General features: G+C 64.5%; 22 protein-coding genes and 2 pseudogenes. 15 read left to right on the top strand and 9 right to left on the bottom strand.

Annotation, left to right across the window (positions count from 1 at the left end; genetic code table 11):
- The first annotated feature begins 2 nt into the window (after positions 1-2).
- The 4 genes from AC4D2R_RS03860 to AC4D2R_RS03845 are packed head-to-tail and all read left to right on the top strand — an operon-like array spanning position 3 to position 2,370.
- Positions 3-815, top strand: a complete 813-nt coding sequence (locus AC4D2R_RS03860) for a DeoR/GlpR family DNA-binding transcription regulator (protein ID WP_490938357.1) — start codon at positions 3-5, stop codon at positions 813-815.
- Between the two features lie 49 nt (positions 816-864).
- On the top strand, positions 865-1,638 hold the full coding sequence (nagB, locus tag AC4D2R_RS03855; protein ID WP_490937681.1) for a glucosamine-6-phosphate deaminase: 774 nt from the start codon (positions 865-867) through the stop codon (positions 1,636-1,638).
- Positions 1,635-1,757 carry a hypothetical protein gene (locus AC4D2R_RS03850; protein WP_490937679.1) on the top strand — a complete coding sequence of 41 codons (123 nt, stop codon included), beginning with the start codon at positions 1,635-1,637 and terminating at the stop codon, positions 1,755-1,757. Before nagB ends, AC4D2R_RS03850 begins: the two co-directional genes overlap by 4 nt.
- Before the next feature lie 55 nt (positions 1,758-1,812).
- On the top strand, positions 1,813-2,370 hold the full coding sequence (locus AC4D2R_RS03845) for a dihydrofolate reductase family protein (protein ID WP_490937677.1): 558 nt from the start codon (positions 1,813-1,815) through the stop codon (positions 2,368-2,370).
- 74 nt (positions 2,371-2,444) lie between these two features.
- On the opposite strand, the gene AC4D2R_RS03840 is transcribed toward AC4D2R_RS03845, so the two are convergent.
- Entirely contained in the window at positions 2,445-2,924 is a 480-nt protein-coding gene (locus AC4D2R_RS03840) for a MarR family winged helix-turn-helix transcriptional regulator (RefSeq protein ID WP_490937675.1), read from the bottom strand.
- A gap of 850 nt (positions 2,925-3,774) precedes the next feature.
- Here AC4D2R_RS03840 and AC4D2R_RS03835 point away from each other — a divergent pair.
- The gene (locus tag AC4D2R_RS03835) at positions 3,775-4,137 is read left to right on the top strand and encodes a DUF4190 domain-containing protein (protein ID WP_490937673.1); all 363 of its coding nucleotides are present in this window, start codon (positions 3,775-3,777) and stop codon (positions 4,135-4,137) included.
- A 236-nt stretch (positions 4,138-4,373) separates the two neighbouring features.
- Here the strand turns inward: AC4D2R_RS03835 and AC4D2R_RS03830 are convergent, their stop codons facing one another.
- From AC4D2R_RS03830 to AC4D2R_RS03815, 4 genes are all read right to left on the bottom strand, one after another.
- Positions 4,374-4,832 (bottom strand): MarR family winged helix-turn-helix transcriptional regulator, encoded by a 459-nt coding sequence (locus AC4D2R_RS03830; protein ID WP_490901754.1) that lies wholly within the window; start codon positions 4,830-4,832, stop codon positions 4,374-4,376.
- A gap of 277 nt (positions 4,833-5,109) precedes the next feature.
- Positions 5,110-6,180 carry an alkene reductase gene (locus AC4D2R_RS03825; protein WP_490937671.1) on the bottom strand — a complete coding sequence of 357 codons (1,071 nt, stop codon included), beginning with the start codon at positions 6,178-6,180 and terminating at the stop codon, positions 5,110-5,112.
- Between the two features lie 90 nt (positions 6,181-6,270).
- On the bottom strand, positions 6,271-7,011 hold the full coding sequence (locus AC4D2R_RS03820; protein ID WP_490937669.1) for an SDR family NAD(P)-dependent oxidoreductase: 741 nt from the start codon (positions 7,009-7,011) through the stop codon (positions 6,271-6,273).
- A gap of 217 nt (positions 7,012-7,228) precedes the next feature.
- The gene (locus AC4D2R_RS03815; RefSeq protein WP_490937667.1) at positions 7,229-8,251 is read right to left on the bottom strand and encodes a CE1758 family FMN-dependent luciferase-like monooxygenase; all 1,023 of its coding nucleotides are present in this window, start codon (positions 8,249-8,251) and stop codon (positions 7,229-7,231) included.
- A 214-nt stretch (positions 8,252-8,465) separates the two neighbouring features.
- Here AC4D2R_RS03815 and AC4D2R_RS03810 point away from each other — a divergent pair, with 214 nt between their 5' ends.
- Together AC4D2R_RS03810 and AC4D2R_RS03805 are read left to right on the top strand one after the other, a co-directional pair.
- Complete coding sequence (locus tag AC4D2R_RS03810) at positions 8,466-9,092, top strand: FMN reductase (protein WP_490937665.1); 627 nt, start codon at positions 8,466-8,468, stop codon at positions 9,090-9,092.
- A gap of 129 nt (positions 9,093-9,221) precedes the next feature.
- Positions 9,222-10,769: pseudogene (locus tag AC4D2R_RS03805) on the top strand (MFS transporter); the annotation flags it as partial.
- A gap of 225 nt (positions 10,770-10,994) precedes the next feature.
- On the opposite strand, the gene AC4D2R_RS03800 reads toward AC4D2R_RS03805, so the two are convergent.
- Positions 10,995-11,537 (bottom strand): cupin domain-containing protein, encoded by a 543-nt coding sequence (locus AC4D2R_RS03800; RefSeq protein ID WP_490937663.1) that lies wholly within the window; start codon positions 11,535-11,537, stop codon positions 10,995-10,997.
- Positions 11,538-11,856: 319 nt separating this feature from the next.
- Positions 11,857-12,219, bottom strand: coding sequence for a hypothetical protein (locus tag AC4D2R_RS03795; RefSeq protein ID WP_490937661.1), 363 nt, complete (start codon positions 12,217-12,219; stop codon positions 11,857-11,859).
- 529 nt (positions 12,220-12,748) lie between these two features.
- Here AC4D2R_RS03795 and AC4D2R_RS03790 point away from each other — a divergent pair.
- From AC4D2R_RS03790 to AC4D2R_RS03765, 6 genes are all read left to right on the top strand, one after another.
- Positions 12,749-14,641 carry an amidohydrolase gene (locus AC4D2R_RS03790; RefSeq protein ID WP_490937659.1) on the top strand — a complete coding sequence of 631 codons (1,893 nt, stop codon included), beginning with the start codon at positions 12,749-12,751 and terminating at the stop codon, positions 14,639-14,641.
- Positions 14,572-15,072, top strand: a complete 501-nt coding sequence (locus tag AC4D2R_RS03785; protein ID WP_490937657.1) for an isochorismatase family protein — start codon at positions 14,572-14,574, stop codon at positions 15,070-15,072. The genes AC4D2R_RS03790 and AC4D2R_RS03785 overlap by 70 nt, the downstream gene beginning before the upstream one ends.
- The gene (locus AC4D2R_RS03780; protein WP_490937655.1) at positions 15,069-15,245 is read left to right on the top strand and encodes a hypothetical protein; all 177 of its coding nucleotides are present in this window, start codon (positions 15,069-15,071) and stop codon (positions 15,243-15,245) included. Before AC4D2R_RS03785 ends, AC4D2R_RS03780 begins: the two co-directional genes overlap by 4 nt.
- A 126-nt stretch (positions 15,246-15,371) precedes the next feature.
- Positions 15,372-15,890: a DoxX family protein gene (locus AC4D2R_RS03775; protein WP_490937653.1), complete on the top strand. Its 519-nt coding sequence runs from the start codon at positions 15,372-15,374 to the stop codon at positions 15,888-15,890.
- A 2-nt stretch (positions 15,891-15,892) separates the two neighbouring features.
- Positions 15,893-17,083: an MFS transporter gene (locus AC4D2R_RS03770; protein WP_490937650.1), complete on the top strand. Its 1,191-nt coding sequence runs from the start codon at positions 15,893-15,895 to the stop codon at positions 17,081-17,083.
- Positions 17,084-17,149: 66 nt separating this feature from the next.
- On the top strand, positions 17,150-18,232 hold the full coding sequence (locus AC4D2R_RS03765) for a CE1758 family FMN-dependent luciferase-like monooxygenase (RefSeq protein ID WP_490937648.1): 1,083 nt from the start codon (positions 17,150-17,152) through the stop codon (positions 18,230-18,232).
- A 147-nt stretch (positions 18,233-18,379) separates the two neighbouring features.
- Here the strand turns inward: AC4D2R_RS03765 and AC4D2R_RS03760 are convergent, their stop codons facing one another.
- Positions 18,380-18,538 carry a hypothetical protein gene (locus AC4D2R_RS03760; RefSeq protein ID WP_490937645.1) on the bottom strand — a complete coding sequence of 53 codons (159 nt, stop codon included), beginning with the start codon at positions 18,536-18,538 and terminating at the stop codon, positions 18,380-18,382.
- Positions 18,539-18,731: 193 nt separating this feature from the next.
- Between AC4D2R_RS03760 and AC4D2R_RS03755 the strand changes: the two genes are divergently transcribed.
- The gene (locus tag AC4D2R_RS03755; RefSeq protein WP_490937643.1) at positions 18,732-19,316 is read left to right on the top strand and encodes a GNAT family N-acetyltransferase; all 585 of its coding nucleotides are present in this window, start codon (positions 18,732-18,734) and stop codon (positions 19,314-19,316) included.
- Here AC4D2R_RS03755 and AC4D2R_RS03750 read toward each other — a convergent pair.
- Positions 19,313-19,714 (bottom strand): hypothetical protein, encoded by a 402-nt coding sequence (locus AC4D2R_RS03750; RefSeq protein WP_490937640.1) that lies wholly within the window; start codon positions 19,712-19,714, stop codon positions 19,313-19,315. The genes AC4D2R_RS03755 and AC4D2R_RS03750 overlap by 4 nt on opposite strands.
- A gap of 417 nt (positions 19,715-20,131) precedes the next feature.
- Between AC4D2R_RS03750 and AC4D2R_RS03745 the strand changes: the two are divergent.
- Positions 20,132-20,210 (top strand): annotated as a pseudogene (locus AC4D2R_RS03745) (DUF1232 domain-containing protein); the annotation flags it as partial.
- Positions 20,211-20,421 lie beyond the last annotated feature (211 nt).

The following is a 20,421-nucleotide window of genomic DNA, read 5'->3' as shown; positions in this document are numbered from 1 at the left end:
TCCTGGAAAAGACCGAGCGGCTCAACGCGATCCTCGACCTGATCGCCGTTGCCGGACACGTGCAGGTCGAGGACATCGTCCGGGAGTTGAAAGTCTCCCCCGCTACGGCCCGGCGCGACCTCGACAGCCTCGCCACGCAGCGGCTCCTGACCAGGACCCGGGGCGGTGCAACGATGGAATCTGTAGCCTACGACCTGCCGACTCGGTACAACCGGGACGACCACACCGCCCAGAAACAGGCGATTGCCCGCGCGGCGAGCGCCCTTGTCCCCAAGGGCGCAGTGATCGGCCTCTGCGGCGGGACAACAAGCACCGCCATTGCCCACGCACTCGGCATGCGACCCGACCTCCTTGAACCCTCAAGCAAACCGACACTCACGGTGGTGACGAACGCCATCAACATCGCCGCCCAGCTCGTCGTCCGGCCGAACATCCGAATCATGGTCACCGGCGGTGTCGTGAATCCGCGTTCCTACGAACTGGTCGGACCCTACACCGACGTCATCCTTCAGCGGGTTGCCCTGGACCTCGCCTTCGTCGGAGTGAACGGCCTCGACCCCGAGGTCGGCCCGACCGTGAGCGACGAGGGGGAAGCGGCAGTCAACTCGCTCATGGCACGCCGCGCCTCCGAGACCTACATCGTGGCTGACTCGTCGAAGATTGGAACGCGCAGTTTCGCAACGATGCCCGACTATGTCTTCAGCAACCTCATCACCGACTCCGGGATCACCGCCGACCAGAAGGCCGCTTTCGAAGCGCACGGCACGAAGGTGACCGTGGCGCCTCAGGCTCCCGGATCCCCCTCCGCCTCCTGACCACACCCCCCGCCCGCGCCCCAGGCACGAACGCAGCGATTGGCAGCCCATGCACCTTGTGATCCTCGAAAACTCCTCCCAAATCGGTGAGTATGCAAGTGACCTGATTCTTCGTCGGTTGACCGCGGGGAAGCTGCGGAACCTCGGCGTTGCCACCGGCTCGTCTCCCCTGTCCATCTACAAGGCCCTTGAGTCCCGGTGGGTTCCCGGGCTCGCGGCGCTCAACGTCTTCGCGCTCGACGAGTACGTGGGCCTTCCCCCGCAGCACCCCGAGAGCTACCACTCTGTCATCGACCGGGAGGTCACCCGCCGGCTGCGGCTCGACCCCGGCCGGGTCCATGTTCCGGACGGATACGCCTCCGACCTGGCTGCCGCATGCGAGGACTTCGAAGCGGAAATCACCGCCGCCGGGGGAATCGACCTGCAGATCCTGGGGATCGGCCGCAACGGGCACATCGGCTTCAACGAGCCGACGTCTTCCCTCGCCTCGCGCACCCGGGTGAAGACCCTGATGTCCGCGACACGGATGGATAATTCGCGTTTCTTCGACGACGAGCAGCAGGTGCCGAAGCACTGCCTCACGCAGGGGCTCGGCACAATCCTCGAGGCCCACGAAGTCCTGCTCGTCGCCCAGGGGCCCGCCAAGGCGGCTGCAATTGCCCGCGCCGTCGAGGGCCCTGTCTCGAGCATGTGCCCCGCCTCGGTGCTGCAGCACCACCCGCGCGCCACCCTTGTCATCGACCGGGACGCAGCGCGGGAGCTCGAGCTTCAGGACTATTACCGCTACGTCGACGAAAACCCGGTCGCCGGAGGAACCTGGTGAGCGGGCTGCTTGTGCACGGAGCAACGAAGGGCGACGTCAACTTCGTCGTTTTCGATTCCGCATGGACCGTGGCCTCGGTGGCCGCACTCGGAAGGCGGAGCGCCGGCGCTGCCTTATAAGGTGCACAACGGCCGGGGCCTCATCTTGACGCCAAGAAAGAATTACCCTTCTGTCATGCCACGCGTCATCTATAACACCGCAACCTCACTCAACGGGTTCATCGCCGACGAGGCGAACTCCCTCGAATGGCTCTTCGCCGCCGAACCACCCGAACCTGCACATCATGAACGGTTCCTCGCCGGTATCGGTGTGCTCGTGCAGGGCTCGACAACCTATGAATGGGTCCTCCGGGAGGAAAAGCTGCTCGACAATCCCGGGAAGTGGCCTGCGTACTTCGGGCAGCGCCCCACGTTCGTCTTCACTACGCGGAAGCTGCCGGTGCCGGCGGGGGCGGACGTGCGCTTCCTCAGCGGGTCGGTTGAAGCGGCGTTTCCTGCCCTGGTGGAAGCCGCCGGGGAAAAGGACATCTGGGTTGTCGGCGGCGGTGACCTCGCCGGGCAGTTCCTCGACGCGGGACACCTCGACGAGATCCAGGTGTCCATTGCGCCGGCGGCCCTGACCGGCGGTGCTCCCCTGCTGCCGCGGAAGGTCCTTCCCGACACCCTGGTGCTGCGCAGTGCCCAGCAGCTGGGTCAGTTCGCCTCGCTGACCTACGACGTTCGACGGCCGTAGGCTCAACCGCGGCGGCGTGTCCCTTTGCAAAGTCGGGCCCGTCTTTGGGGCCGGTCTCGTCCGCCGGATCGCGTCTATGCGGGAGGGCGGTTGGCCTTGTGGAGATCGCGCATCGCGCCGGCGACCACGGCGGCCCGCTCAGCACCCAGGACGTCGACGTAGATCGAGCGCACCATGTCCGCAACGAGGCAGTGCAGCTCGGTTGCCAGCTCCTGGCCCTCCGGCGTCAACTCGAGGTAGGTGATTCGGCGGTCGTCCGCACACGGTGACCGCTTGACGAGCTGGCGGCGGGCCAGCCGGTCTGCCACTTTCGTGAAGCCTCCGGAGCTGAATGCTGCTTCGCGTGCCAGCACTGTCATCGGAACCCGATGCATGGGGCTGGCCCCGAGGCGCAGCATCGTTTCGGTTTCGGGCTCGTCGAGGCTGAATGCCGCGGCTACTGCCTTGTGAAGCTTCTTGTTGGTGACCTCAAACCCGCGGATGACCAGCCCCCACTCGGACACCACTTCACCATCGGTGGGAACGGACGCTGGGAGCGTTTTGGGGGATGACATTTTTCGGGCCTTTCCGGCGAAGGGGAACCGCCGATAGTTCTTCGTCGAGCAAGTATATTCCATGGAAGCAAAAAGTGCACGCTTCTGGCGCGCCGCCCCCCTCGCCTCCACTGCAGCACCGCGAGCACCGCCCCGGGTGTTGGGCAGGGTCACTTTGCTGCCGGCCGGGGGATGCCGGCTTTTTGTTCCCTTCCCGGCTTCGCTTGTTCCCTTCCGGCTGATACCCCCTGCCGGCGGCCGTTCCTCAAAAGCTCGTCAGGGGACTCAAAGCCCCAGAAGGATATTGCGCTGCGATCCTATTCTTCGGGCCTGATATCTGACGCTTGATCTTTCGGCGGACCATCTCCGGCGATTATTTCATCGGTGACGTTCATTCCATCAATTAAGACGATTTCCATTGCTAAGGCACCTCGTGCCGACCAAAATGCAATAGCATCGATTCAAGAGGGAATTGCATCTTCTTCAATAACATAAAGCCTGTAAATGCGCGACTCTTCCACCCTTCGACGCGGCACGCAGCGGACAGCGACAAGTGAATTGCATCAATTGGGGTCTCGGCCCGAAGGCGCGTGCTCCGCCACCTTGAACGGCCTCACCGGATGCCAGATCAAGGGCCGGAGATTCCGCGGCCAGACTGACCATTCGCCAGGACATTGTGGCCGACGATCTTCCCAGGCGCACCCCTAGGTACATCGGATGACATTCGTACTCATTTCGGATGATTGTCTGCCGGGAGGCGCAATGCTGAACTAATGAAGGACTAGGCTGGAAATGTAAAGAGGAGCATTTTGCGCTCTCGGTGGCGCCACGCCAAACACATAACAAAGCCGTTCCCGGCCGTTAGGAACCCATGTCGAACTATTCGCTTCACAGCACTGAGAAAAACTCCCGGTACAACAGCACGCCCGATGGAATGAATGCCCCTGCAAGGAAGACCCTAGGTGTTGTCGGCCTCGTCTTCGCATTCCTCATTAGCCCGATCGGACTGGTCATCAGCATCGTCGCACTGGTCAAGGCCCGAAAAAGTGGGAGCCGCAACGGATTCGCCCTTGCCGGGATCATTGTCGGGATTCTCGGCACAGTACTCCTGGCAATCGCTGCGTTTGCCGCAATGTCACTCATTCCCAACTTCGTTGAACTGGCCGAGCAGTGCCAGGGCCTGGCGCCGGGCACAACGGTTCAGGTCAGCGGCGCCGAAGTGCCGTGCCCTTAGGTCCTAAGTTGTGCAGGTGGCTCCTGGAGCGATGAGCCAGCCGCGCAAGGGGCAGCGGCAAGGATGGCTGTCTCCACGGTCCGGCCGAGCGCAGCCACGGTCTGGAGGAACGCCCGATGCAGCAAGGGCCCCAGCGGGCGGATTCTTATTCCGCCCGCTGGGGCCCTTCGGGTTTGTCCCGGCCCGGGGCCGGCCTTCGTCGAGGACGTTCGGCGCAGTGCCGGCCTCCCAGAGTTCTATTCGAGGTTGGGAATGATCTTGCACGCGAGGGCGACAAGTTGCGCCTTTTCCTCAGCCGTGAGGCTTTGGACGGTTTTGCGTTCGAGTTCTTCCCATATTCCGAGGGTGCGGTCCTTGAGGGCCTGCCCGGCGTCTGTCAGAAAGACCAGGGTGACCCTGCCGTCCGCGTGGGATTTCTCCCGCCGCACCAGACCTGCGGACTCGAGTCGGCGCACCGATTTGGCGATCGTGGAATGGTCGAATCGTTGGGTTTGGCCCAGGGCTTTCTGTGATTGGCCATCCTCGTTCCAGAGCTGCATGAGGATCAGTTCCTGGCTTGGGAAAAGCCCAAGGTCGGCGAGCATTGACGCCGCCAACGCCCGGTGCGAACGGGCCAGGCTGAAGATGGCCCAGCTGGCGGGAAAGTCGCGGGCCGTGGAGGGCTGGGACTCCGCAGTTCCGTTCGGGGTCTTCACGATTGCTGCCTTTGGTTCGTTTTCCTGAGGTATGGGATGGGCGGTAGGGCCCAATATGGCCCCCACGCCCAAGCGGGTCAACCCTAGCATTCCGTCGCTCCGCTGCCCCGGATTGCGCGGGCCGCGGCGGATGTAGCCGGGTTCGGGGGCGGGCGTGCTCCGGTCGCCGGGACCCCTCCTCCCATTTCGCACCAATGGGTGGAGGGGCTGCCTGCCCCTCCACCCACTAATGTCTCTCATTCCGGGCCTATCGCGCCCGTCATTGCTGCTGCGTGGACTACTTGCCGGCCGGCTCTAGGACGGGGTAGTCGGTGTAGCCCGCGGCGCCGCCGCCGTAATAGGTCGCCGGGTCCCCTTCGTTGAACTCCGCGCCCGTCTTGAGGCGCTCGACGACATCGGGATTGGCCAAGGCCCAGGAGGCGATCGGGGCGATGTCTGCCAGTCCGGCCTCGACATCAACTCCTACGTCTTCGCGGGCCCGTCCGGCGCGCAGGACCAGCAGCGTGTTGGGCCAGGCTGCACGGATGTCGCGCAGCAGGTCATCATCACCAATGTGCAGCACGTGCACGTAGACCAGGTCGAGCTTGGCAAGTTCGCCAACGAGGTAGCGGTAAAGATCCCCCGATTCGGAACCTTCGTCCAAGCCGCCGAGGGTCAGGCCCGGCGAGAGGCGGATGCCTGTGCGCTCGGCCCCGATTTCCTCAGCGACGCCCTTGGCGACCTCGAGGGCAAAGCGGGCGCGGTTCTCGATGGAGCCGCCGTACTGGTCGGTGCGCTCATTGGCGTTAGGAGCGAAAAACTGCTGCAGGAGGTACCCGTTGGCGCCGTGGATCTCGACGCCGTCGGCTCCGGCCCGGATGGCAGCCGCTGCCGCGTCGCGGAAGTCCTGCACCGTGGCGGTGATTTCATCAACGCTGAGCTGCCGGGGGACGGGGATATCCTGCGGGCCGGTCATGGTGAACATCGGCACGCCCGGGGCGATGGCCGAGGGTGCCACAGGGGTGCGGTGATGGGGTGTGTTATCCGGGTGGGACATCCGCCCGGCGTGCATCAGCTGCACGAACATCGCGGCGCCGGCCTCGTGGACCGCGGAGGTAACCTCACGCCAGCCCTCGACGTGGGCGTCGGTGTAGATGCCCGGAGTGTTCAGGTAGCCCTGGCCGTCTGCCGAGGGCTGGACGCCTTCGGTGATGAGGAGGCCCAGCGATGCCCGCTGGGCATAGTACTCGGCCGTCAGCGGCCCGGGGGTGCCGTCCGCATTGGCCCGGCTGCGGGTCATTGGCGCCATGGCGAGACGGTGGTCAAGGGTGATGTTGCCGATGGTCGTGGGTTCAAAGAGGTTCGTCATTTTTTCTTCCGATCTGTGGTGGTTTGGAGTCTTGATAGCGGCAGTGATGCCGGCGGGTCTGGTGGCTGGTCCGGGCGGGGCACCGTGGGATCAGTACATGTACGCGCCGCCGTCGACGTTGAGGATCTGGCCGGTGATGAAGGCTGAGTCCTCGGATGCAAGGAAGAACGTGGGGCCCACGAGATCCTCAGAAACCTCGTCGCGCTGGATGGCCCGGGCGTCGCGCTGGGCCTGCAGGATCGTGGCGGGGAAGCTGTCGCGGACTGCCTTGGTGACTGTCAGGCCCGGGGTGATGACGTTGACGGTGATGTTGTATCCACCGACCTCACGGGCCAGTGAGCGGGAGAAGCCAACAACCCCGGCCTTCGCTGCCACGTAGTGCGCCTGGCCAGCGGTGCCGTCAAAGACGGATCCGGAACCGTAGTTGATGATTCGGCCGGCACCCAGATCCTTCATGAGGGGAAGGATCGCCTGGGTCATCAGGAAGGTGCCCGTCAGGTTGATTTCGATGATTTTGCGGAACTGGGTGGACGGCATGTCCTCGAACCTGCTGAACGGGAAGTAGCCCGCGGCGTTGATCAGCACATCGACGCGCCCGGCGGTGCTCCGGGCGAAGCCTGCAACGCGGGTGACGTCCTCATCGGAGGAGACGTCGGCGGCGATGATGGAGAGCTTCGCGCCGGCAGCGTACCGCTGCCGCCATGCGGTAAGGGTCCCTTCGCTGGCATCCGTTGCAATGACCGAGTCGCCGTTGGCAAGGAACCTCTCGACGAGGACCGATCCTACGCCGCCTGCTGCGCCGGTGATGAGTACTGCACGGTTGGTGTTCACTGGATTTCCTTTGATTGTGTCGGCGTCCAATTTGCGTTGCCGACCACATGTTGAACTGTTGTGATTCTGAACTTATTCCCTGCTCCGGGGGCCGGTTTCGCGGGCCCCCTGAGATCTTCTGGGGTTTTAGGTTGCCAGCCACTTGTATAGCGGGTGGAGGGCCCCGTTTATTCCGGACTTGGCACGCGAGTTCTTCCCGTGGCCGCTGCGGGCCGGGTCAGACGGGGGCGGAAGCGAGTTCTTTCCGGAGCTCGGGGACCACATATTCCCCGAGCAGGTCAATCTGCTCCAATGTGGTTGCCAGCGGCACTCCCCCGATCTCAAGGGTGAACAGGATGCGCTGGAAGTTGCCTGCATACTCTCGGAAGGACAACGTCTTTTCGATCACCTGCTGGGGACTGCCGGCGATTGTTGGGGTCTGCGCCATGTAATCCGCCAGGGCCGAGCCTCCGGGAAACATTGGTGCATTGTCGAAGTAGGGCTGGAAGTCCCGGACGGCATCCTGTGAGTTCTTGCGGATGAAGGCGTGCGCCCCGAGGCCCACGATTGCCTGGTCCGCACGGCCGTGCCCGTAGTGCTCGAACCGTTCGCGGTACAGGCCGACCATCCGTGCTGTGTGCTGGGGCGGGCCGAAAATGTGGTTCGCGAAGTACCCGTCGCCATAGTAGGCGGCCTGTTCGGCGATCTCCGGGGTCCGAACCGATCCGTGCCATACAAAGGGGGCGGCGTCATTGAGTGGACGGGGCGTGGATGTGAAGTTTTGCAGCGGCGTGCGGTACTTCCCGTCCCAGGTGACCCGGTCCTCGTCCCACAGCTTTCGCAGGAGAGCGTAGTTTTCGATGGCCAGGTCGACACCCTTGCGGGAATCCTTTCCAAACCACCCGTACACGGGTCCACTGTTCCCGCGGCCCAGCATCAGGTCCAGGCGGCCGTCGGCCAGGTGCTGGAGCATCGCGTAGTCCTCGGCGATTTTCACGGGGTCGTTCGTTGTGATCAGGGTTGTCGAGGTGGACAGGTGGAGGGTGCTCGTCCGGGCGGCGATGAAGCTGAGAAGCGTTGTGGGCGATGAGGTTACATACGGCGGGATGTGGTGTTCGCCGGTGGCAAAGACGTCAAGGCCCGCCTGCTCCGCACGGAGCGCTATCTCAACAGTCCCCTTGATGCGTTCACGTTCCGTGGGGAGCCGGCCCGTTGCCGGGTCCATCGTTCGATCACCGACGCTGAAAATGCCAATCTGCATGATTCCTCCTTCTGCGGGCCGTTCTGGACGCAGAGGGTCCGGACGGGCGGCGCTTTCGTTTGAAATTTAAGTTGCCCACCACGTAACTGCCTAAACCACCGGACTATTCCCCTTCAAACGAGGCCTTGATCGGGAATGAATCAGGGCCGGTTCCGGTTGTAATCATGTGCCCGGCAACATAAAACAAGCGACGAAGCACCGAGATGGAGTTCGAATGACTACGCAGCGAATCATGGTTGTATCCGCCGGACTGGGGGTTCCTTCATCAAGCCGGATGCTTGCCGATCAGCTGGCCGACGCCGTCGTAGCGGAACTCGCCTCCCCTGGCTCGCCGGTCGAGATCGACGCGGTGGAACTGCGGGACCATGCCGTGGACATCGCCAGTAACTTCATCACCGGCTATCCCGCTCCGGCGCTGGCCTCGGTCATCGACCGGCTCGCCCGCGCCGACGCCCTCGTCGTTGTGAGTCCTGTCTTCTCCGGTTCCTACAGCGGCCTGCTGAAGTCCTTCTTCGACGTCCTGGAGCCCACGGCACTTGAGCAGATGCCGGTGCTGATGGGGGCCACGGGTGGAAGTGCCCGCCACGCACTGATGCTCGAACACGCAATGCGCCCCCTGTTCAGCTACCTCCGCGCGGTTGTCGTGCCCACAGCGGTCTACGCCGCACCGGAGGACTGGGGCGCCGGATCGGATTCAATCCAGTCCCTCGAGCACAGGATCCACCGCGCCGCCCGGGAGTTCGCCGGAGCGGTACGGATCTCCGCCCGCACCTCAACCCCGACGGAGGGCCACAACTCAGTTCCGTTCCAGGAACTCCTCGACAGGGCCTCGGGCTACTAGCCCCACCTAAGGCAAGCAGCTCCGAAGCCCCCGCCCCGGCATCCAACGGATCTCCCGCAGTCGACGTCATTCAGCAGCGACGCAATCCCCTATTCGACGGTCTTTCTCCCCAATCCAGGCAGGATCATCATGACCAGCACCACCCCGATGCCGCAACCGCAGGTAAGCGACGCAATGTCCGCCCGGCAGGTCCTTCAGGCACTCACCGGCCTGTTCGCCGCACTTTTCACAGCAATCCTCAGCAGCACCATTGTGGCCAACGCCCTCCCGGCCATCATCTCGGACCTCAACGGGTCACAGACCGACTTCGCGTGGGTCATTACGGCAGCCCTTCTCGCCGGTGCGGTCACCACGCCCCTTTGGGGAAAGCTTGCGGACCTGTTCGATAAGAAAATTCTCGTGCAGTTGAGCATCGTGGTCTTCGTGGCCGGTTCAGTGCTCGCAGGACTCGCCCAAAACATCCCGGTCCTGCTGGCCGGCCGCGCTATCCAGGGCATCGCCATGGGAGGCCTGACCGCCGTCGCCATGGCGATCATCGCAGCGATGGTCTCACCGCGGGAACGCGGACGCTATTCGGGTTATCTCGGTGGGGTCATCGCCGCAGCAACCGCGGCCGGGCCATTGCTCGGCGGCGTCATCGTGGATTCGCCCCTCGGCTGGCGATGGACCTTCTTCGTCGTCGTGCCCCTTGCCGTCATTGCAATGGTCCTGCTCCAACTGACCCTCAAGCTCGTTCACCGCCCCCGCAGGGTCACAATCGACTGGCTCGGTGCAGTGCTCCTGACCCTTGGCGTGAGCACCCTCCTGATCTGGGTCTCCTTCGTCGGCAAAGTCGATACTTTCGGGTGGCTGTCTTGGCAGAGCGCCGGAATGGTCGGCGGAAGCGTCCTGCTCCTGGCGCTGCTGGTCCTTGTTGAGTCAAAGGCCGCCGAGCCGGTGATCCCGCTCAAGATCATCACCGAGCGCACGACCGCCCTTGCGATCGTCGCCTCCCTCGCAGTCGGCGTTGCAATGTTCGCGTCAACCACTTACCTCGGCCAGTACTACCAGGTGGCCCGTGGATTCACTGCAACCGAGGCCGGCCTGCTGACCCTCCCCATGATTGCGGGAAACCTGATCGGATCTGTCGCCTCCGGACAGCTGATTACACGCTTCGGACGGTGGAAGCGCTTCCTTATCGTGGGCTCGGCCCTGCTGATCCTCGGGCTCGGCCTCGCGGGCACCATCGATGAGGTCACGGGCCTCTGGTTCGTCGGAGGTTACACTTTTCTCTTCGGACTGGGCCTGGGACTGCTGATGCAGAACCTCGTGCTCGCCGTCCAGAACACAGTCTCGGTGAAGGACGTCGGTTCAGCCAGTGCTTCAGTGGCGTTCTTCCGCACCATCGGCGGGGCGGCCGGTGTTGCAGCACTCGGCGCCGTCCTGGGAAACCAGACAGCGGCCAAGACGGCCGAGGGCCTGCGTGCCGCCGGACTCTCCCCGGACCTTTCCGGATCCACCGGAGGTTCCCTCAACCCGGTCGGACTTCCCGCCCCCATTGGGGACATCATCCGGGCCGCCTACGGTGAGAGCACGGCGCTGATCTTCCTGATCACCGCCGGGATCGCCGTCCTGGCCCTGATCAGCGTCCTTTTCATCAAGGAGAAGGCTCTGCGCCGGACGGTCGACATCCAACCCCCGGCCCCGGCAAACCGACCAGCGGCTGATGTTTCAGAACCGTCCTCGGGCGCGGAACCCTCCGCGGACCACCCGGAAACCCCGGCACCCGGCCCCCGACGGCCGACCCTGGTCAGCTAGACAACACCGCTCCACCACAAAGACGCAGCCGGGCACCCGGCTGCGTCTTTTCTTCTGCTCCTGCGAAGTGACGGGAGGGCCCTGCGGCAGTGCGGTGCGGGAGGGTTACGAGCCAAGCAGTTCGGTGCGGTAGCTGGGCGCCAGTTCCATCATCAATTCCCGCCGCCGGACAAGCGTCTCCTCGTCAAGCTCGGGGGCGGGGGTGGTTCGGGTGGCCACCGGGTCACCGACGACAGCGAAGAATTCCTCCTGGCCGGCAGGGGTGCACATGCACAACATGCGCACTGTGCTGGTGGAACGGTTTCGGAAGAAGTGGGGCGCATTAGCGGGAATGTTGATCGTCTCGCCGGCGACCGCGGTGAAGCTCTTGCCGCGGAAGGTGAACTCGACTTCACCCTCGGTAAGGGTGAACATTTCCTCGAAGTTGTGGCGGTGGGGACGGGGGCCCCCTCCCGGTGGAATGAGCATATCGATAAGAGTGTACGCCCCGGCAGTGTCGGAGCCGCCGAGCAGGACGGTGTAGGTGCCCCCGGCCAGGCCGATGTGCTGCAGGTCGGACTTGTCGGGACTGACGACGGTGGCCTGACGGCTCGGGTCGTCATCGGGCACGGCTTGTGCGGGAGGGGGTGTCGCTGGTTCCTGGCCCATTGGGGCTCCTCTGTCAGATCGGACTTTTGTGCGCTGGTGCGGAGGGAGCGGGACTTGTGAAGCGGTGCTGGTGCCACCCTAGACAGATCTCGATCCAGCCGCCCCAATATGCGCCTTGATGACGAGCGCGGGGGTGCGGATTCTGGATGCGGATTCGGGGGTGCGGATTCCGGGTGTGGATTCTTTGGGCCGCGGGGGCCCTTGAGCTGCGGTGGTGCCCGGAATTGTGAGTGAGGCAGGGGCCGGTGGAGCTGCCTGAAGATTTTCGGCAAACCGCGTGCGGGTGAGCCGACTGCTCTTTGGTTGGCGAGGCTTTGCGCTAGAGTGCCCGGGTCGAACGGATTCCGCGCCTCTTCATCGCTGCGTCCTTGCCCAACAGCTCGTTCTGGCTGAGGGACAGCACAGCGAACAACCACAGGACGAGCAATACCGGAACCATAAGACGGTCGGCCCCTGGACTCTCCACAGCCGTGAGACCGTCGATAACCCAGGTGCAGGTCCGGCCGGGCGGAAACCACGACCACGCCGCCTCTCCGAAAAACGAGCGGCCGCCGAAAAGGTCGCAGTTGATGTCTTTCGTGAAGAGAAGCCGTTCGGTGATCATTGCTCCAATCCACGACGCGGCGGCCACGACCCACAATCCGATGTGAAGATGCCGGGCGTGGAGAGCGGAAGAGGTCATTGACCCAGTTTCGCAAAACGGCGCTGCGGCTCCGTCCACCCCTGGTATGAACATTCGCCATAGACAATCGCCGCGCTGAGCCGGCGCACCGGATGCGGCACACACAGGTCCGGCGGTACAGGTCCGGCACACACAGATCCGGCAGTACAGGTCCGGCACACACAGATTCGGCAGTACAGGTCCGGCACACGCGGCTCAGGGAGCCAGCACCGCTGCGCCCTCCTTCCCCTCCCCGCCCAGCGTGGGATGCAGCCGAGGTCATCTGGCCCAGCGATTTATCTTGCTTGGAAATAAATTGCATGGAAGGTATGTTGTAGGAACTGACCCGAGATACCGGCCCGGCCGGCAGCAGCAGGAGAAGGTCGCATGCCTGGTGGTCGAGGCCCTCGACTTGCCAGAAGCAGCACCCCTTGGCGTCAAGATATCTTCCACGGAAATAAATTGCGTGGAAGCTAAGTTATAGATCATGCACCCGGACCACCACGGTCCGAGCGAACCACGTTTGTTAGCTGATTGGAGGTGGGCAGATATGCCCACAATGCCCGTAGCAGGGATCGTTCCCCGGTCCGATGCGGTTGAACCCGCTGATCTGATTGTTCGGAACGGCAAGATCTTCACCGGTGATCCGGCACGCCCCCAAGCGACCGCCGTCGCCATCCGGGACGGCAAGGTCACTGTCATCGGCGACGACGCGGAGATCGCCAAGGTCGCCGGGCCCAACACCAAGGTCGTTGACGCGCGGAACCGCCGGGTGGTCCCGGGCCTTAACGATTCGCACCTCCACGTGATCCGCGGTGGCCTCAACTATGTCCTCGAGCTTCGCTGGGACGGGGTGCCGACCCTGAAGCTGGCCATGCAGATGCTCCGCGAGCAGGCAGCACGCACCCCCAAGGGCCAGTGGGTCCGCGTTGTCGGCGGATTCAACAAGGAGCAGTTCGCCGAGAAGCGTCTTCCCACCCTTGCAGAGCTGAACGATGCGGCTCCGGACACCCCGGTCTTCATCCTCAACCTTTACTCCTCCGCACTGCTGAACCGCGCCGCGGTCAAGGCTGCCGGCTACTCCAAGGAAACCCCCGACTTCAAGGGCGGCCAGATCGTCCGTGGACGTGACGGCGAGCCCACAGGGCTCCTCCTGGCCGCGCCAAGCGCACTGGTGCTCTACTCCACCCTGGCCAAGGCTCCGCTGCTGCCCGCCGAGGAACGCAAGGATTCGACCCGCCAGTACCTGCGGGAACTGAACCGGTTCGGCCTGACCTCCGCCATCGACGCGGCCGGCGGCTTCCAGAACTTCCCCGACAACTACCGCACGGTGATGGACCTGGCGAACGAGGGCAAGCTGTCCCTCCGCATCGCCTACCACCTCTTCCCGCAGGTGGCCGGGCAGGAAGTCGACGACCTCCGCCGCTGGGTTGAGACAGTCAACCCGGGTGACGGCGACGAGTGGCTGCGCCTCAACGGCGCCGGTGAGAACCTCACCTGGGCAGCGGGCGACTTCGAAAACTTCACAGAGCCGCGCCCCGAGCTTTCCCCCGACTACGAGGTTGAGTTCGAGAAGGCAGTCCGTCTGATGATGGAGAACGGCTGGGGCTTCCGCCTCCACGCCACCTACAACGAGACGATCGAGCGCGACCTCGCTGTCTTCGAGAAGCTTGCCGCAGAAGGCCTGTTCCCCGGCGACAACCGGTGGATCTTCGACCACGCCGAGACGATCAGCGGCCGGAGCCTTGACCGAGTCGCGGCTTTGGGCGGAGCACTCTCCATCCAGAACCGCATGTCCTTCCAGGGTGAGGCCTTCGTCCAGCGCTACGGCGCCGGTGCGGCAGCCGAAGCACCACCGATCCGCAAGATGCTCGACCGCGGACTCGTCGTCGGCGCAGGAACGGACGCCACCCGCGTTTCGTCCTACAACCCCTGGGTTGCCCTGCACTGGCTGGTTTCCGGACGGACCGTTGGGGACACCCTCATCTACCCGCCCGAGAACCGCGTGAGCCGCGAGCAGGCGCTTGAGATGTTCACCGTCGCCGGTGCCAAGCTCACCGGCGAGGACGACGTGAAGGGCGTCCTGCGGGAGGGCTTCTACGGAGACCTCTCGATTCTCTCGGATGACTTCTTCGCCGTCGAGGAGCGGGACATCCCGCACATCGAGTCCCTGTTCACGGTTGTCGGCGGACGGATCGTCTACGCCGCAGGCGACTACGAGGGCCAGGACGAGGAAATGCCCAAGGTTTCCCCGCTGTGGAGCCCCGTGGCCCACTACGGCGGATACCAGGCAACCCCCAAGCCCTCGATGGCCGGAGGCCGCCAGGCCGAACTGCTCGCCCAGGCGGCAGCCGAGTCCGAGCAGCAGAGGCAATGGCGTGCAGCCCGTTACGGCGCGGCTCCCGCCATCTCCGACAGCGCGTTCGAAACGCACAGCCACTAAGCCCCACGAATAAGAAAAACCTGTACGAAATCATTCGCACGGCATTCAGCAGGAACCAGTACAAAGGAAAAGAAGAAATGGCTACCATCGATTTCGCCAACGTCACCGCCACCCCCAGTGACGACCTGCTCACGCCGGATAACAGCGTGTTCCTCTTCGTTGACCACCAGCCCCAGATGTTCTTCGGCGTAGGCAGCGGAGACCGCACCTCGATCATCAACGCCACCGTCGGCCTGGCCAAGTCCGCCAAGGCCTTCAACGTGCCGACGATCCTGACCACCGTTGCCGCGCAGTCCTTCTCCGGCAACATTCTGCCCGACCTGGCCGCGGTGTTCCCGGGCCAGGAGATCATCGACCGTTCGACGATGAACGCCTGGGAAGACGAGCGCGTCGTTGAGGCAATCAAGGCCACCGGCCGCACNAGCGCATGACCCGCGCCGGCGCCGTCCCCGTGACCTGGATCCAGGTCCTCCTCGAGCTCCAGCGCGACTGGGCCCGCGGCGAGACCTACATCCCCGTCACCGAGGTCGTCAAGGCCCACGGCGGAACCTACGGCCTGGGCATGCACTACGCCGGTGACTTCATCGGCGGAAACGCCGGCTAATCAGCCACCCGGCCGACGTTGCACCCGGCTGGAGCTGCACGGCTGAGAAGCCACTGGTTGGCAAGCACTACGGCTGACCGGCCGTCCGGCCGGTCAGCCCCACGAAACGACGAAAGAGACCGGATCATGAATGCCGATATTGGAATCCTGCTGCTGCGGGTGGTGATCGGGCTGTTGATTGCCGGCCATGGGCTGCAGAAGGTCTCCTTTCGGCTGGGAGGCTCAGGTCTCCAGGGCGGCATTGACGAGTTCCGCGCCGATGGGTTCCGCGGCGGTGCCGTGACGGCGCTGGCCGCGGGCCTCGGCCAACTCGGATCCGGCCTCTTTCTCGCTTTCGGAGCCCTCACTCCGCTTGCGGGAATGGTGGCCATTGGCGTGATGACGGTCGCCTTGACTGTCAAAGCCTCGAAGGGCCTCTGGGTACAGCACGACGGGTACGAATACCCGCTGGTGCTGATCGTTATCGCCGCAGCGCTGAGCATCACCGGCCCCGGCGCACTCTCGGTGGATGCCCTGTTCGGCATCGCTGTCCTCCCGCTCTGGGCGGGCATCCTCACAACTCTTGTAGGCGCAGCCTCCGGTCTCATCGTTCGGGTCCTGCTCCACACCGAACCAGCACAACGACCCGATCAAAGGGAAATCTGAAAATGGCACGGCTACCGCAGACCAAATACACAGCCTCATTCGCAATCATCGCAACGACCTTCGCCCTGATGACGACCGGCGGCACCCTGCCGATCCCCCTCTATACCCTTTGGGGCGACGAGTTCGGGTTCGGCGCCGAAACCACAACCTGGGTGTTCGCCGTCTATGTGCTCGGAACGCTGCTCGCGCTGATCTTCTTCGGAGGCCTCTCCGACCAGATCGGCCGCCGGCCCCTGGCCTTCGCCGCGCTGTCGCTGACGATCCTCTCCACCCTGTTTTTCCTCTTCGCCGCAAACGTCCCCATGCTGCTCGCAGGACGGTTCCTCAGCGGTGTCGGTGTGGGCCTGATGACCTCGGCAGCCACCGCCGCACTGGCGGAACTGTACCGCGGGAAGAACAAGGCGTTCCCCTCGATGATCTCGACCGCCGCCAACATGGGTGGCCTCGGCCTCGGCCCGCTCGTGGCCGGCGTCTTCGCCCAGTACCTTCCCGCACCGACGGCCCTGATCTTCATCGTGTTCGGCGCCCTTGTTGCAGCGGCGTTCCTCCTGACCTTCTTCGTTCCCGAAACCCATCCGCGCACGGTGGGCAAGATCAACTGGGCGCCGAGGGTCGGGGTACCCCGCTCGGCTCTGGGGATCTATGGGAAGTCGGCCATCGCCGTCGTCCCGACCTTCACCCTCCTTGGCCTGTTCTCGAGCCTCACCCCAAGGTTCATCGCCCAGACCCTCGACGTGCACAACCTGGCACTGGCAGGGCTCGCGACGTTCATCCTCTTTGAGATTGGCGTCATCGCGCAGCTGTCATTCCGGGGAAAGGCGCCCCGGTGGTCGATCCTCCGCGGACTTCCGGTTCTGATCCTTGCCCTCGCCCTGGTGCTCACCGGCTTCCTCACCGCGAACCTCGTGGTGTTCGGGGCAGGCACGATCCTTGGCGGATTCGGGGCGGGCCTGACGTTCATGGGCGGCTTGAGCCAGCTGGCGAGGGCCGTACCACACGAGAGCCACGCCAAGAGTGTCGCAGCGTACTTCATTGCAGCACAGAGCGGCCTCGCCATCCCGGTCCTCTCGATCGGCGCCCTCACCGGCCCCCTGGGGCTCACGACGGCAACCACCATCGTGATCGCCGTCGTGATGGTCCTGGCCGCCGCTGCCTGGATGGTCAACCGCAGAACGACGCGCGCCGCCGCCTGAGAACACCCGGCGCCAGCGCCACACCACAGCAAACCCACAAGACCCGCACCACCGTTTGGAGAAATCATGGAAATCGGCGTTTTCACAGTCAGTGACGTCACCCGCAACCCGCTCACCGGAAAGACCCCGACCGAGGGTGAGCGCATCAAGGCCGCCGTCGCGATCGCCAAGAAGGTCGAAGAGATCGGCATGGATGTCTACGCCACCGGCGAGCACCATAACCCGCCCTTCTACGCCAGTTCCCCCACCACGATCCTCGCGTACATTGCCGCGCAGACCGAACGCATCAAGCTCTCGACGTCGACCACCCTGATCACCACGAACGATCCGGTGAAGATCGCCGAAGACTTCGCAACCCTGCAGCACCTGGCCGACGGCCGGGTCGACCTGATCCTGGGCCGCGGAAACACCGGCCCGGTCTACCCCTGGTTCGGCAAGAACCAGCAGGACAGCGTCGAGTTGACCATCGAGAACTACAACCTGCTGCGCCAACTGTGGGACAACGACGTCGTGAACTGGGAAGGCAAGTTCCGCACCCCGCTGCGCAACTTCACCTCGACCCCGCGCCCCCTCGACGGCGTCGCCCCGTTCGTCTGGCACGGCTCGATCCGCACCCCCGAGGTCGCCGAAATCGCGGCATACTTCGGTGACGGATTCTTCGCGAACAACATCTTCTGGCCCAAGGAGCACTACCAGCAGCTCATCGGGCTCTACCGCGAGCGCTACGCCCACTACGGCCACGGCGCCGCCGACCAGGCGATCGTGGGCCTGGGCGGGCAGTTCTTCATGGCCCGGAAGTCCCAGGACGCCGTGAAGGAATTCCGACCGTTCTTCGACAACGCCCCGGTGTACGGCCACGGCCCGCGGATGGAGGACTTCATGGCGCAGACGCCGCTGACAGTCGGCAGCCCGCAGGAGGTCATCGAGAAGACCCTCTCCTTCCAGGAGTACTTCGGCGACTACCAGCGCCAGCTGTTCCTGATTGACCACGCCGGCCTGCCGCTGAAGACCGTGCTGAACCAGCTCGACCTCTTCGGCGAACTGGTCCTCCCCGAGCTTCGCGCCGAGTTCGCCAAGCGCCGTCCGGCGCACGTCCCCGACAAGCCGGTCCACACCACGCGCAAGCCGGGCTCCGTCACCGCAGCCTGATTCGGGGGCGCGAAGCACCAAACCCTGGCGGGAACGCTCCTGCCGCCTGAACCACGTGGAGGCAGGAGCGTTCCCTTACGGCGCTGCCGGGCCGTAAGGGAATCCAAGCCCCGGTGGAAGAGCCAGCCTCTTCCACCGGGGCTTTTCTCATCCCTGCGGCCGTTCGGGCAGCGGCGTCCGCCCAAGGGACCCCTGGCTGTCCCGGAAATACTGCTGGAGCGTGGGATAAAGGGTCTGGTCGGTGGAGTACTCCCCCAGGAGGGACTGATCACCGAGGAGTCCTGAACCCCCTGGGTGTACTGCCACTTCATCGCCTCGGGACCGAGGACTTCACCGATTGACTGCCCTCCAGAGACGGAGGAGTGCCGGTTTATTACCTTGGGAGCCTCAGTCGGCCCCTACCGACAGCCATAATCCGGCATGTTCCCCGGAGCACCCCGCTCACCATTGAGCCGGGGTTACAGTGGTGCAATGCCATCACCAGAGCCATCGTAAGGCGATGGAGTTTTCCATCCGCGCCGCGGGCCCCGGCGACGCCGCGGCCCTTGCAGCGTGCGCGGCCGTGACCTTTCCACTCGCCTGTCCCCCGGGTTCCGACCGACGGGACATCGACCATTTTCTTGCCACCGAGTTGTCGGTGAACCGGTTCAAGGACTATCTCAGCGACCCGGACCGGATCCTGTTGTGCCTCGGGGCCGGAGAATCCGCAGGAGGCAGCGACGCGGATACCGGGCCGGATCCGCGCGTCGAGGGATACAGCATGCTGGTCCGCACCCAGCCGGCCGACCCGCAGGTCCGTTCCGCCCTGACGCTCCTGCCCGCCATTGAGCTCAGCAAGTTCTACGTAGATCCGGCGCACCACGGAACCGGCGCCGCGGGAGCACTGATGGCCGCGTCGCTTGCCGCGGCGGCCGGGAGTGGAATGCGGGGTATCTGGCTTGGCGTCAATCAGGAGAACGAGCGTGCCATCCGGTTCTACTCCCGCAGCGGCTTCCGCCTTGCGGGAACCAAGACCTTCCGCCTGGGCGGACGGATCGAGAACGACTACGTCTTCGAACAACCCCTCGCCTCACGGGCTGCCTAGACGGGCGGGCCGTACTCCGGGGGCACCGTTCCCATCAGCATTTCGAGGTCGCTCATCATCAACGCGAACTGGCTCAACATGAACGAGTAGATAATTGCCATCAGGATGAACCAGATCACCCAATAACCGATGGCTACCCAGCCGAGGATCCGGCCCGCATTCGCCGGCTCGCCGAGGCCCTCGGCCTTGCCTGCCTGCACGATGGCCAGCGGGGCGAAGATCACGAAGAAGACTCCGAAAAACAGCGCGAGCACGCCGAAGACCAACGACAGCTGCGCGTGTCTCTTGCCGGCCTGGGAGTCAAAGGGCATGCCCCCGCCGCGGTACTGCAGCCCGCCTCCGCCGAAGGGCTGCTCGCTGGGATACGCCGGCCTGCTCTGGCGCGCATACTGGGACATTCGTGGGTCCTTCCGAGGGTGGGGCGAGGTGGGGCGCAGCGCGCCCGAGAATGAAACGTTGCAACCGGCCCAGCCCGCGTGGAAGGTTCCCCCATCAATGCGAAATGTGTAAGGCGCATCAGAACTATAGCCTTTCGATTTCGCTGATGGAAGATACGCACGGTACAGGTGGTACAGAACATGTTCGAACGGGAAGGTGCAATGGACGAGATGACGGTACTCGTCGGGCTCGCCGCGGTCCTCGGCGTTTACGCAGTGCTTCTCCTGGCGCTGGCGGTCTATGCAAGGCGCCACCCCGAGGCGCTGACAATGACCGACGCCCTGCGGTTCCTTCCCGATCTGCTTCGGCTGCTGAGGCGCCTCGCTGCCGACCGGTCGGTGCCGGCCGGGGTGCGTGCAGGGCTCGTCCTGCTCCTTGGTTACCTTCTGCTCCCCATCGACCTCGTCCCTGATTTCCTGCCGGTGATCGGCTACGCGGACGACGTCCTCCTCGTGGTCTTCGTGCTGCGCCTGACAATCCGCCGCGCCGGCGCCGGCGTGGTGGAGCGTCACTGGCCGGGCAGCCCGCAGGGGCTCGCCGTCGTCCTTCGGCTCGCCGGGCTCTAGGCCGCAGCGCGCGGTGCAGGCGGCGCGCGGTGCAGTCGGGACGACGCGGCCCGGGCGGCGATTCCGGCACTCCCGGAGCGCCGATGGCGGGTTCCCGGCTG

This window comes from Arthrobacter sp. TJ-217 (assembly GCF_058269255.1).
Note: the sequence above shows the minus strand (reverse complement) of the source record. Positions and strands in the feature narration are given on the sequence as shown.

Bases quoted from the DNA above. Each gene is read 5' to 3' on its own strand.
- AC4D2R_RS03780 (WP_490937655.1), top strand. From the start codon at position 15,069: ATGACCCGCGCCGGCGCCGTCCCCGTGACCTGGATCCAGGTCCTCCTC.
- AC4D2R_RS03775 (WP_490937653.1), top strand. From the start codon at position 15,372: ATGAATGCCGATATTGGAATCCTGCTGCTGCGGGTGGTGATCGGGCTG.
- AC4D2R_RS03790 (WP_490937659.1), top strand. From the start codon at position 12,749: ATGCCCACAATGCCCGTAGCAGGGATCGTTCCCCGGTCCGATGCGGTT.
- AC4D2R_RS03845 (WP_490937677.1), top strand. From the start codon at position 1,813: ATGCCACGCGTCATCTATAACACCGCAACCTCACTCAACGGGTTCATC.
- AC4D2R_RS03810 (WP_490937665.1), top strand. From the start codon at position 8,466: ATGACTACGCAGCGAATCATGGTTGTATCCGCCGGACTGGGGGTTCCT.
- AC4D2R_RS03755 (WP_490937643.1), top strand. From the start codon at position 18,732: ATGGAGTTTTCCATCCGCGCCGCGGGCCCCGGCGACGCCGCGGCCCTT.
- AC4D2R_RS03825 (WP_490937671.1), bottom strand. From the start codon at position 6,180: ATGACGAACCTCTTTGAACCCACGACCATCGGCAACATCACCCTTGAC.
- AC4D2R_RS03765 (WP_490937648.1), top strand. From the start codon at position 17,150: ATGGAAATCGGCGTTTTCACAGTCAGTGACGTCACCCGCAACCCGCTC.
- AC4D2R_RS03800 (WP_490937663.1), bottom strand. From the start codon at position 11,537: ATGGGCCAGGAACCAGCGACACCCCCTCCCGCACAAGCCGTGCCCGAT.
- AC4D2R_RS03750 (WP_490937640.1), bottom strand. From the start codon at position 19,714: ATGTCCCAGTATGCGCGCCAGAGCAGGCCGGCGTATCCCAGCGAGCAG.
- AC4D2R_RS03795 (WP_490937661.1), bottom strand. From the start codon at position 12,219: ATGACCTCTTCCGCTCTCCACGCCCGGCATCTTCACATCGGATTGTGG.
- AC4D2R_RS03835 (WP_490937673.1), top strand. From the start codon at position 3,775: ATGTCGAACTATTCGCTTCACAGCACTGAGAAAAACTCCCGGTACAAC.
- AC4D2R_RS03815 (WP_490937667.1), bottom strand. From the start codon at position 8,251: ATGCAGATTGGCATTTTCAGCGTCGGTGATCGAACGATGGACCCGGCA.
- AC4D2R_RS03770 (WP_490937650.1), top strand. From the start codon at position 15,893: ATGGCACGGCTACCGCAGACCAAATACACAGCCTCATTCGCAATCATC.
- AC4D2R_RS03840 (WP_490937675.1), bottom strand. From the start codon at position 2,924: ATGTCATCCCCCAAAACGCTCCCAGCGTCCGTTCCCACCGATGGTGAA.
- nagB (WP_490937681.1), top strand. From the start codon at position 865: ATGCACCTTGTGATCCTCGAAAACTCCTCCCAAATCGGTGAGTATGCA.